At 46.7% G+C, this 12,455-nt stretch carries 9 protein-coding genes and 1 other annotated feature; of the genes, 3 read left to right on the top strand and 6 right to left on the bottom strand.

The features are described 5' to 3' along the window. Nucleotides 1-825: 825 nt before the first annotated feature. A complete protein-coding gene (locus tag ABRS97_RS11485) occupies nt 826-1,272 on the bottom strand; it encodes a MarR family winged helix-turn-helix transcriptional regulator (protein ID WP_367813919.1) in 447 nt (148 codons plus the stop codon). A gap of 133 nt (nt 1,273-1,405) precedes the next feature. On the opposite strand from ABRS97_RS11485, the gene ABRS97_RS11490 reads away from it, so the two are divergent. Continuing rightward, nucleotides 1,406-2,266, top strand: coding sequence for a DMT family transporter (locus tag ABRS97_RS11490; RefSeq protein WP_367813921.1), 861 nt, complete (start codon nt 1,406-1,408; stop codon nt 2,264-2,266). 140 nt (nt 2,267-2,406) lie between these two features. Here the strand turns inward: ABRS97_RS11490 and ileS are convergent, their stop codons facing one another. From ileS to ABRS97_RS11515, 5 genes are all read right to left on the bottom strand, one after another. After that, the gene (gene ileS, locus ABRS97_RS11495) at nt 2,407-5,487 is read right to left on the bottom strand and encodes an isoleucine--tRNA ligase (protein ID WP_367813923.1); all 3,081 of its coding nucleotides are present in this window, start codon (nt 5,485-5,487) and stop codon (nt 2,407-2,409) included. Nucleotides 5,488-5,536: 49 nt separating this feature from the next. Beyond that, nucleotides 5,537-5,795, bottom strand: a binding site (T-box leader). Nucleotides 5,796-5,887: 92 nt separating this feature from the next. Next, nucleotides 5,888-6,415: a TetR/AcrR family transcriptional regulator gene (locus ABRS97_RS11500; protein ID WP_367813925.1), complete on the bottom strand. Its 528-nt coding sequence runs from the start codon at nt 6,413-6,415 to the stop codon at nt 5,888-5,890. Nucleotides 6,416-7,411: 996 nt separating this feature from the next. Further along, on the bottom strand, nt 7,412-8,353 hold the full coding sequence (locus ABRS97_RS11505; RefSeq protein WP_367813927.1) for a bile acid:sodium symporter family protein: 942 nt from the start codon (nt 8,351-8,353) through the stop codon (nt 7,412-7,414). A gap of 498 nt (nt 8,354-8,851) precedes the next feature. Next, nucleotides 8,852-9,331 (bottom strand): hypothetical protein, encoded by a 480-nt coding sequence (locus ABRS97_RS11510; protein WP_367813929.1) that lies wholly within the window; start codon nt 9,329-9,331, stop codon nt 8,852-8,854. A 90-nt stretch (nt 9,332-9,421) separates the two neighbouring features. Further along, nucleotides 9,422-10,027 carry a TetR/AcrR family transcriptional regulator gene (locus ABRS97_RS11515; protein ID WP_367813931.1) on the bottom strand — a complete coding sequence of 202 codons (606 nt, stop codon included), beginning with the start codon at nt 10,025-10,027 and terminating at the stop codon, nt 9,422-9,424. A gap of 100 nt (nt 10,028-10,127) precedes the next feature. On the opposite strand from ABRS97_RS11515, the gene ABRS97_RS11520 reads away from it, so the two are divergent. Beyond that, complete coding sequence (locus ABRS97_RS11520; protein ID WP_367813932.1) at nt 10,128-10,856, top strand: SDR family oxidoreductase; 729 nt, start codon at nt 10,128-10,130, stop codon at nt 10,854-10,856. Between the two features lie 571 nt (nt 10,857-11,427). Beyond that, a complete protein-coding gene (locus tag ABRS97_RS11525) occupies nt 11,428-12,381 on the top strand; it encodes a helix-turn-helix transcriptional regulator (RefSeq protein ID WP_367813934.1) in 954 nt (317 codons plus the stop codon). Nucleotides 12,382-12,455 lie beyond the last annotated feature (74 nt).

Here is a 12,455-nt window from a genome sequence, read left to right on the forward strand (position 1 = left end):
CTACTCGTCAATGTGCCTTGACGAAAAACTAGTTCTTAATCCCTACAAAAGTAGTTCTAAAGAAATAAGAATAATGAGCAAGACTGCCTTTTGGCAGCCCTTACTCCTATCAACGTTTACTCATCCGCAAAGCCGAAACGAGGTATAACATGAGAACAACGCCAAAAAGATTCCATACACTAGGTATTGAAGCCACGGTAAAATAAAGACCGCAAGGCAATGACCAAACTAACACAATAAACATAAGGATTCGATTGTTCATCAAAGAAAATACGATGCCTATGCAGGCAGGAAGAATTAACATGATGAAAACTATTAGTGCCGTGTTCGTACTCATCTGCGAGTCTGAATAAGGATTCCAAAACAAAAACCAAACACAAAGAAGCATACATCCCACGGAAGCGATCATTCCTGTAAATGAGCATTTCATATCATGAAAATCCTCCTCTGCGGATCAGCCAAGCTTTTGCTGGACGATCGTTGACAACCTGCATCATCTGATTCAAACCGGACCCTATTCCCCATGCACAGCGATATCGACGGAACTACGAAGCCTTATTCCACGGTAACGTCCCTTTTCTCCCCCTGAAGCGGAACTGGGGTGCGTTAAATGAGCGAAAACGTGCCTGAAACCTAGCATTTCTTGCTCATAAGATACGGTAGTTCCGCGAAATGTTCTACGACCGAAAATACCGCCTCTTAACGCACCTACGTTCCGCTCCCCCGTGTAAAAAGACGATCTATCGCAGATCGAGGCGGTATTGGGAAAAGAGAAGCATCAACAAGTACGCTCCTCCCTACATTCCTTAGTTCCCCTGCATCTTCTTACTCCTGAAGCGCCCGAAATACTTTGGTCAACCCCTTTTCGATCGCCTTCCGCTCCTCTTCATCCAGGACGCTTAAGAAATAGTTGGAAATTCCATCCGCATAGGTCGGCCAGGTAGTCAGAAACGCTTTCTTCCCTTCCCGGGTCAACACGGCAAAAGACCCTCGCCGATCTTCCTCTGTTCGTTCTCTTTCAACAAGTCCCTCCCGTTCCAACCGTTCAACCACTCTTGTCAACCCGCTGCGGGTCACAACCACTTTTTTAGCTAAATCGGTCATGCGGAGCTTTTTTTCGGGAGACTGGTACAAGGCTACTAATACATCATACGTGGTAAGCGGCACTTTGCGTTGTTCGGATAAATCTTTCTCAATCCGCTCAATGACCGCTGCATGTGCATTCACAAAAGCGCGCCAAACTGAAAGCTGATCTTCCTCAAGTCGATGCATACGGCAGATCCTCCTGAAACCTCGGTTACAATTATCATACTTGATTTATTGTTGACTAAGCAAATAAATCATGATAATTTAATTGCGTAAGAAATATTTGCTTAAGCAAATAAATGGAGAGGATGGAGCTTCTTTGAACGGTATTCTGCTCGGGCTTTTATCGGCATTTTCATTTGGCACAGCTGACTTTTTTGCGGGTAAATCCAGTAAAAAAACGGGCGTCTTCTCTACCCTTTTTTACATGCAGCTCGTTGGGCTCATCTTTCTGACAGCAGCAATCACGTGGAAAGGGCAATGGCATAACCTAAGCTTGTATCACCATGCAATTACAGCCAGCTTGTGGATGGCATTGGATCTAATTGGCATTCTTTTTCTTTATCAAGGCTTGCTTTCCGGTAAGTCGGCCGTCGTGGCACCTATCGCCTCGACCTTCTCGGTATTCACCGTATGCCTCGCCTATTTGTTCGGAGAACGGCTAGGCACAGGGACTTTGTTGGGGATCGTGCTGACGCTGTCAGGTGTGATCCTTACGACAATGACCCTATCCAATAAGCAGAAGAACAGTTCAGGAAAAAAGCTGGAAAAAGGAGTCGCCTGGGCTATTGCAGCTTCCTTGTTTCTTGGCACGGCGTTCTTTGGGCTTCGATACCCGCAAGAAGCTCTAGGCGGCCTCGTAACCGTTTGGATCGGGCGGATGCAGGCCACGGTTTTGCTCCCGATTTTGTATTGGATGTTCAAAAAAAAGCTTTCACGTCCGGATGTAAAAAGTGCAGCTTTGATTGTCGTTGTCGGCATTCTCGATGCGATTGCGCTTGTCTGCTACAACCTTGGACTAGGCTTAGAAGATACCTCCATTGTGATTACGGCCACATCTTTGTTTGCCATCGTGACTTTACTTTGGGGAGTACTAGTGGGTAGGGAACAACCGGCTTGGAACCAGTGGCTGGGAATAGGCTGTACGTTCGTGGGCATCTTGATTATTTCATTAAAATAACATGTAACCATGGGGTGATGACCTTGAAATCCATGCTTGATATTCATGCGAATCCTATGGCAGCAGTTGATATTGCCCATACACTCTAATGCAAAAGGAAGCCATAAACGGCTTCCTTCATGTGTCCTAAATCAAAATTGTTATTCGATAAGCAATCGGAAATTTTTATCGCCAATCGAGACAGTTTCCATCCCTACCTCTTGCGCATATCTTACGCTAGATAGCAGGACATTTTCCTGCAGAACATGCTGATAACGCTCCAAGGCTTCTTGCAAAGAAGAATTGACATCAAGAACAAGATGGATACGTTTATCAATCGGCAGCTCCAGTTTTTTGCGATGATCCTGAACAGCTCGAATGAACTCCCGTACAAGGCCCTCCTGTTCCAATTCTTCGGAAATAGATGTATTTAAGGCAACTGTGATTTGATTGCTGGATGCGGATGCGAACCCTTCTTTGGCTTGTTTTTCCACAAGCAGCTCGTCAAGCGTAATATGGAGTTCCTCTCCATCCATCGTTACTTTTAAAAATCCGCTATCGACCGCTTGGTTGGTTTCAGGAGCAGACAGTTGTTTCAAATGACTCTGCAAGGGAGCGACGAATTTGCCATACTTTTTCCCAGCAATCTTGAGATTCAGCTTCACGTTGAAGTCGACAAAGCCGTTGTCGCTTTGTTCTACACGGATTTCCTTAACATTAATCTCGTCTTGAATGATAGCCTGGAACCGGCTGAGATCGAACTGTCTATCGAGCGAAACAATCAGCTCAGAAAGTGGCTGGCGGGTCTTGATCCCTGTTTCGTTCCGAATGTTCCTAGCCAACTCCACAATTTGCCGCGCGGTCTCCATGTCACTCTCCAGCGTTACGTTAATTACTGAATCATTCACGCTTGGATAATCTGCCAGATGCACGCTTCCTTCACCCCCAAGATTTCCGTAAATATCTTCGGCAAGGAGTGGTGCAAAGGGCGCTATCATCCGCGAGAGCGTCAGCAGCACTTCACGCAATGTCTGGTAGGCCGACACTTTATCAGCGGTCATTTCACTTCCCCAGAAACGGTCGCGTGAACGGCGGATGTACCAGTTGCTCAGCTCATCGACAAACAGTTCGATTTGCTTTGCAGGGTTCAGAAAGTCATTAATTTCCAGCCCCTTGCTAACGTGCTGCAGTGTGCTGTTCAGCCTCGATACGATCCAGCGATCCAATTCGTTCGCATGATTCTGAGGGGGATGATCTTCGGGCTTATACTGGTCAATCGTTGCATATAGCGCATAAAAGGCATGCGTATTATGGATCGTATCCACCACTTTGGACTTCGCTTCGGCTACGATTTGTTTCGAGAATCGCTTGCTGTTCCACGGTGCGCTGTCTGACAGGAGGGCCCATCTGAACGCATCCGTACCAAACTCATCGATGATTTCCCAAGGGTCGATGCCGTTGCCTTTACTCTTGGACATCTTTTGCCCGTTCTCATCCAACACATGTCCGGTAGACAGAACCGCTTTGTAAGGCGCTTTCCCGTTGTACAGCGTTGAAACTGCCAGTAGGCTGAAAAACCAGCCTCTCGTTTGGTCGATTCCCTCGCAGATCATATCCGCCGGGTACTGCTCATTGAACACTGTCTCGTCTCCGAACGGGTGATGATACTGTGCAAAAGGCATAGAACCGCTATCGAACCAGACGTCAATCACTTCCGGCGTTCTATGCATGACGCCTCCACAAGAGCAGCGCAGCTTCACTTCATCGACGTAGGGCTTATGCAGCTCCAAATTGTCGCCAATCGGGTTTACAGATCGATCCCGCAAATCTTGAAGGCTTCCCGGTGCATGCTCCGCTCCGCAATCCCCGCATAGCCAAACGTTAAGCGGCGTACCCCAATAACGATTCCGGCTAATGTTCCAGTCCACAAGCTCTTCAAGGAACTTGCCGAAGCGCCCCTCCCGGATGTGGGAAGGATACCAAGCGACGTTACGATTGTTTTCAATCAATTGCTCCTTGATGGCCGTCGTTTTGATAAACCAGCTCTCCATCGCGTAATAGAGCAGCGGGGATTTGCAGCGCCAGCAGAATGGATAACTATGTTCGTAGCGCTCCTTGGAGAATAACAGGCTGCGTTCTGACAAGTGCTTCACAATGTCAACGTCGCACTCTTTCACAAACCGGCCGGCAAAATCTGTGATCTGGTCCTCGTAACGACCTGCCAAATTGACGACATTCACAAAATCCAGCTCGTGATGGCGGGCTGTCCGATAGTCATCTTCCCCATGTGCAGGAGCGATATGAACGATTCCGGTACCGCTTGTATCCATGACATAATCAGCATCTACGACGATATGCCCTTTGCTCGGGCTGATGTAGCCGAAAGGAGGCTCGTAGGAGGTACCGACGAATTCGGCTCCTTTGTGAACCGATAAGATTTCGCAATCTTCTTTAAATACTTTTTGGGCAAGATTTTTTGCCACAATGTAGACTTCGCCTTTATGCTTCACTTTGGCGTAATCCACGTCCTTATTCACGGCCAAAGCTATGTTCGCAGGCAGCGTCCATGGGGTTGTCGTCCAAGCCAGAAAAATGTCCTGGCCTTTTTTACTCCTGAATTTCACAGTGGCGCTCAAATCTTTGACGTCTTCATAACCTTGCGCCACTTCATGTGAACTGAGCGTTGTTTGGCAGTCAGGGCAATAAGGGCTGACACGGTGCCCTTTGTACAACAGCCCTTTGTTGTGAACTTCGGATAAAATATGCCATACGCTCTCGATATAGTCGTTGTCCAATGTCACATACGGGTTATCCATATCGGTCCAGTATGCAATGGCTTCCGTCAGTTCACGCCACTGTTTCTCATATTCAAATACGCTGCTTTTGCATTTCTTCACGAATTCGGCAACGCCGTACTTTTCAATCTCTTGTTTACCGGAGATCCCGAGCTGCTTCTGCACGCCCAATTCGACAGGCAAACCGTGCGTATCCCAACCGGCTTTGCGAACGACATGGTGTCCGGTCATCGTTTTATAACGACAGATGAAATCTTTCACAACGCGTCCAAGCACATGACCGATATGGGGCGATCCGTTCGCTGTCGGCGGCCCTTCGTAAAAGACGAAATTGGGTTTGCCTTTTCGGTTTTCGATCGATTGGCGAAATGTATCGTTATGTCTCCACTGTTCAAGAATGCGCAGCTCGCGGGTTCTCGCTTTTTCTTTTACATCCACTTTTCTCATGATTACATCCTCTCCTCTAGAAAAATTGAAAACAAAAAAATCCCGCCCCATAAGGGACGAGATTACATCTCGCGATACCACCCTAGTTCTGTAATGATCATAAAGAATACGACCCTCACAGCTCTCATTCTGCGTACTATCATACGCGGCCCTTGTAACGGCGGGATCCCGGGGCAGCTTACTGAACTCCTTCAGCTTTCCTTCTCGGAGAGGATTTTCGGCTAAGTCTTGAATGTTGGCTTGCAGCTCGGGGACCAACTCTCTGGGAAACAAGGGATTAGCGTACTCGGTCTCGTCAATGAATTTAATTGATTGATGAACATTGAATGATACTATTTTTACACCAACTTGGTGACTCTGTCAACATGATTTCATCGTATGGCTCTACGACAGCATGCGCTTATTTCTGCCGCTTTATCATCAAATCAGGCATTTCGAGCGCCATGGAAACATTGCATAGCATACCTCGCGCCAGGAAATCAGACGTTCTCTCTTCCGCTTCTTGGATTCCGTGCTGCCGGAAGGCCTCTAACACTAGCTGCTTAACTTGATTCATCCCATGCTCCATAGCTGTCCGGACTGGCGTTTCGCGAATCGTCTGCGCTTGCATTTGAAGCAAGATTTCACTGCGGTGCGTGTCAATTATCTCCTCGTAGGCGATGATTAAACCTACTTCCAATTGATCAGACACCGCGGTGTCAATTACTCTTTGAAATGTGTGTAGAATTCGCTGCCAAGACACCTCTAACGCTTCCACCAGCAAGGATTCTTTCGTAAAGAAACGATAGACATACGGCTGCGAAATCGCTGCTCGTTCGGCTACCTGAGCAGTGGTTGCCCGGTAATAGCCGATTTCCGCAAACACCTCAATGGCAGATGACACGATGTCCGTACGCCGGTTAGATGAGGTTGTGCTTCCTTTTGCCAAAACGATTCGCCTCTCTCCCGAAATTTTTTTATTGATTAACCAATTATAATAAGCCAGTATAACTCACTTTTTGCTAGATTACAATTGATTGACTGCTGCTCGTTATTCATAAATCCAGTATAAATGAAGCTGCTATTACACCGTTAGAGTACTACCATAAGTATAACCAGAGGCTGTGGGCTGTGCCTCAGGTCCTTGTCGAACCCATGCGTCCAGGCATGGGGAGGAAATTGGATATGGGGTTCCAACCGCTGTTAAAGTCGTTTTCCTTGATTGGACAAGGTGGTGCGAACACGATTCTAAAGGCGGTCGCTATCGCTTGTCCACCCCATATCCATTCCCTCTGTTCTACTTTCTGCTGCCTTCCACTTTCTCTTCTGACTAATCTGTCTTCCATCCAGTATTCCTATCCACGAACACCCCTGAAAGAGTAAGATTCCGGGTTCATTTCGCCCCAGCAAGTTCCGCAAGAAAGCGGAGGAGATACTGCCGGACCGCCAATTCCCCCTGCACAGCGATATCGACGGAACTACGATGCCTTATTCCACGATACCACCTCTTTTCTCCCCTTGAAGCGGAACTATGGTGCGTTAAATGAGCGAAAACGTGCCTGAAAACCAGCATTTCCTGCTCATAAGGCACGGTAGTTCCGCGAAATGTCCCTACAACCGAAAATACCCAATCATAGCGCACCTACGTTCCGCTCACCCGTGCAAAAAGACGATCTCTCGCAGATCGAGGCGGTATTTCAATACGCCAAACCGCTGTGGCACTTCCGGATCTTCTACGCCCATCATCTCAAATGTTCACACCACACGATGCGTGCGGAATCTCTCCGCCCTGCGGGCTCGTCACACACACAGACCTGACGACATAGGCTTTCTGGCGTGTTAGAGTGGGTATCCCTAACGCTTATTTCTGTAAAGGATTTAACCATTCTGGCAACAAAAAAGCATCCACCAACCAAAGTTGGCGCGATGCTCTTTTTCATATTGACTACTTATTATTCTTAGCTTCACTTCTTCTTGCAAACCACGTGGCCAGCATCGAACCTGACAAGTTGTGCCACACGCTGAACAAGGCGCTTGGTACAGCCGCCAACGGGCTGAAGTGTGCTGCAGCCAAAGCGGCGCCCAGACCGGAGTTCTGCATCCCCGTTTCCAAGGTAACCGCTTTGCGCTTACCCAGATCCATGCCGAATAGCTTAGCAAAGAAATAACCAAGTACGTAGCCAAGCAAATTGTGGAGGATGACCGCTGCGAAAATGAGCAGCCCGTTGGACATAATTTTAGGCTGGTTCAAACCTACGACGATGGCGACAATAAGCACGATGGCAATTGTTGAAACGAGAGGCAGCGCTTTAACGCTAGCTTCGGCTTGCTTGCGGAATATCGCTTTCACAATGATGCCTAACACGATCGGTAAAATAACGACTTGCACGATGTCCATAAACAAAGACTTCGTATTAATATCCATCCATTTGCCAGCCAAAAACGAAATCAATGCCGGAGTGGCAAATGGCGCAATGATGGTAGAAACAGACGCTATCGATACGCCAAGCGCTACATCGCCTTTGGCAAGGAACGTCATGACGTTGGAGGCGGTTCCACTCGGGCAGCACCCGACCAAAATGACACCAACCGCAATTTCTGGAGGAAGCTTCAAGACGTTGGCCAGCAAATACGCGATGGAGGGCATAATCAGGTAGTGACCGATTACACCGATAGCGACATCCTTAGGCCGGCGAAACACTTCACGAAAGTCGGCTGCGGAAAGCGTGAGCCCCATGCCAAACATGACAATGCCCAGCAGCGGTGATATGGAGGATTTGTAGCCGGTGAAGAGATGCGGAGCAAAAAATCCAAGACAGGCGAACAAGATAACCCAAAGTGAAAACGTTTTACCTACAAAGTTACTAACTTTTTCTACTGCATTCATGCTGTTCTCTCCTGTGTACTGCGAGATTAAGACGTTTCTTAACAAAATGATAAAGTTTGATCAAGATCAAATTCGAGATTGGATAAACGGGGATAGAGTAATATAACTTCCATCCTGTATAAGTGAAGATGCCATTTTTAACATAGATCCATTCAACTAGAATGGAAATCCCATCCCAAAGCAAGATATAACCAACTAACCCTATGCCATGGATTTTCCACTTATCGTAAAAGTATAGGAAAAAAAACGAAAATGTTGGATATAGGATAAGATGTATCATACCGGTCGAAGGTTCATATGTCGTATTATCGCCGCAATAATATACCCTAAAGGGACTTGCTGCAAGAAAATAATCAATGGATTCCACATATACGACAGTAAATATCCAGATGATTATTTTAACGACAGTTTGAAAGTACCTTCTTATCATTAAAAAGAAAAATAAAGCAATCGCGGAGGAAACGAACTCAACCCATTCATTCCAATCAATTGTATAGTTCACGCAGGTTGTAACTCCTCTTTCAATTTCATTCGGAAAAATTTCATAAATCCAATGGAAAGCAACAGGTAGATGATCCAGAATGAGAATGACCACCATAATTTCCATTTCGTATGCATGAGAACTCCTAACCAATCTGCCAACCCTTCCAAGCCATTAAATAGCACGACATAGCTCAAAATCAAAGCAATCTTCTTTCCGGCAGATTGCAATCGTATAAAATGATTTAAAAACAGGATCGTGAATACGGGATAGAGCACAGTTCGATTAATAAAGTGCGCCATTTCCAAGCTTAAAGTGTCAGGAATTATAATTAATTTGAAATTCATATAAAGAAGCGCCGAATAGTTTTGATAAAGAATGCCAGCAAATAGCCAATACACTAAAACTTCAAGAATATGGATATTTTTCTTCTTGTATTTCCATAAGAATAAGACTACCGCTGAATTTAATAAAATATAGAACGTAAATATCATCATATCTTACTCCCAAAATTAGGCTTTACCTTATCATTGACGTAGTGCATTCAATTCATTCAAGATTCCGCCCAACGTATGGGAATTTCGTTCCTAATTTGATCCAGCCCTGTCAATGTTATATATAATTTGATCCACGATAGAATGTACAAACGGTTCATCAAGTGCCGCATGGCCATTAAGCAGCCGATACCAGATTGGACCGTACCCCAAATCCGCCAGAAATTCCAGATTCAATTCGCTCCTTAATGGATTACGACTAACACCTCGCTCTATAATCTCGATCAACTTCGTTCTGCGTGTTTGAATGAGCTCTTCCCGGAACACAATCGCAAAGTCGGGATTAAGCTGTGCCTCAGCCATGAGGCATCGCAGGATTTCACCTAAATAACCATTAAACAACTGGCAGGTTTGTCCTAAATATTGCAGTAAATCACTTCTGAGAGAATCAGTTTCCGCTAGGACAATTCCGCTTATCGCTTGTAGCTGGACAGCTTCCATAACAATGGTGGGAATGTTTGGCCACCAGCGATATAAAGTTGGTTTTCCTACACCAGCGGCTTTTGCGATTCCTTCCATTGTTAATTTCTTATACCCTTCTGTCTTCAAAAGACTCAGCGTTGCATTCATAATAGCTTGTCGCGCTTGTTCACTCCTCGGTCTTCCAAGTGGCGATTTTTCTGAGGGTTGATTCTCCATGACTTACCTCCAGTATATGTAAAATTTCTATTTACGTTACGTTACGTTACGTATTATAATACAGATACAGGCAAATATCCATATGTAGGAGGAATTAATAATGGAGAAACATCTTAAAGATCAGCGTATTATTATTATGGGTGGAACATCAGGTATGGGTCTTGCATCAGCTCATAAACTGGTTAACTTTGGCGCAGAGGTCATCATTACAGGACGCGATCCTATCAAACTGGAAGCAGCGTTACAGGAACTTGGGCCTCTTGCGAAAGGAGAAACACTAGATGCTGCATCCCCTGAAGATCTAGCGGCTTTTTTTGAACGACAAGGAAGTTTTGATCATCTGGTCATCGCCGTATCCGGTGCCAAAGGAGCCGGAAATTTCCGTGATCTTTCCTTAAGCGAGCTTCGAGACGGTTTTGAAGCCAAGTTTTGGCCGCAGATCACTTCCGCACAGTTAAGTCTCCAAACATTAAAAAGTAATGGATCCATAACCTTTATTACTGCCATTTCCGCACGGAATGTATCGCCTGGCATCTCTGGGTTGGCAGCTATTAACGGTGGACTTGAAGCTATGGTTCCCAATCTGGCTCTTGAGCTTGCGCCTATACGTGTTAATGCCATATCCCCTGGCGTTGTTAATACATCTTGGTGGAATTGGCTTCCAGAAGAACATCGATCAGCTGCGTTTCTTCAATTTGCGGAAAATACGCCAATGGGCCGTGTTGGAGAACCTGAGGATATCGCCAAAGCGGTTCACTATCTTGTCGATAATACATTTGTAACGGGATCGGTACTAGAAGTTGATGGCGGATTACGCCTTAAAAAATAAGCAATTATAGCACTGATTATCCCAATTCTATCACGTTAGAGCATCCGCCGCCGGTGGATGCTTTCTTTGTCATGTAAGCGGGGTTAATCGCTTCGGGATTGGACAATACGGTGCATCCATGTCTCAAAGCCCGCGAGCCGATACCGTGGCGGCATGGGGCAACATTATGATAGCAACCGGATGGATGGAAATGCCAGCGCAAGCATTGGATCGCGAAGCGCTGGCGAAAACATAGATAAGACGGCCTTCTGCTAGCACAGGGTGCCGAAAAACGTCCCGAGATCCCCGATAAGCAAATCCTGCGCATCCATTCCTGCAAAGTGTGTGCCTCGGTCAAATTCGCTCCAATGCACGACGTTGTTGGTTTGCTCTGCGGAATACCGGATGGGAACATCAGGTTGGTTAAGAATCGGTCACGATCCACCGCTCCCACGGCATCACCAAAACCGTAGAACAATTCGGCTGATCCTGACAGCTTGATATCAGGATTATTTGGCGTCTTTTCATAAAAATGGGTCGACTTCCAGCTCCGCTGAATGTAAAGTTAAGGGTATAAGGGGGAAGACACTGCTTGAAAATAGAACGCTTGCTTGCTATTACAATGATCCTGCTCAGCCAGCGACGCGTGAACGCGACGATGTTGGCTGACAAGTTCGAAGTCTCGCTTCGGACCATTTACCGTGATATGGAAACGATTAACACCGCTGGCATACCTATCATCTCTTACACGGGAGCCGACGGAGGCTACGAAATTATGGAACAATTTCGAATTGATCGCCAGATCGTCACGTTCAACGATTTGCAATCCATCCTAATTGCATTGAAGGGCATGCAGTCTTCGCTCTATGATCAGGAAATGGACACCCTGCTTACCAAGGTCAAGGCTCTTGTGGCAAGGTCAGAGCAGAATCAAATGGAAGAAAACGGCGAAACGCTAATATTCGATATGAATGTATGGCATAGCGGGGGCATAAAGGACAAGTCGGTAATAACTTCGCTGCGCCAAGCAACCAAGAATCGGTCGGTGGCTTCGTTTCAATATACGAACACGGAAGGCGTTGGCGAGCATCGTTCAGTAGAGCCGATTGGCCTGGCGTGGAAAGGTTATGCGTGGTATTTATACGCGTATTGCAAACTCCGCGGGGACTACCGGACTTTTCGGCTCTCACGCATGAGCGAGCTGCGCATCCATATGGAGCAATTCAAGAATCGCGGGGTTACATTGGCGCAGCTTGACGCAAAGTGGGGCAATAAGGAGACAGGGCCAGCCATTCACCTGAAGCTGCGGTTTCGTCCGCGCGTGCGGGTGCGAGTGGAAGAGGCCTTTGGCGTTGGCAATGTGGAGGTTCAGGAGGACGGAGCGCTGCTAGTACGAGCCAGCTACCCCGACAATCACTGGATGTATGGCATGCTGCTCAGCTACGGGCCTGACGTTCTTGTGCTAGAGCCGGCCTTTGTCGCGGAGCGAGTGAGGAGCCACGCGGAGCAGGTTGTTGATGCGTATGAGGCATATCTTCATTCTTAACCGCTGCAATCAAGAGGAACATGGGCCGGCGGGTTTCATCTCGCATTCCGGAATACTTGTCCAGAAAATAACCC

This window comes from Paenibacillus tabacirhizosphaerae (assembly GCF_040812395.1).
Classification (GTDB): Bacteria; Bacillota; Bacilli; order Paenibacillales; family NBRC-103111; genus Paenibacillus_E.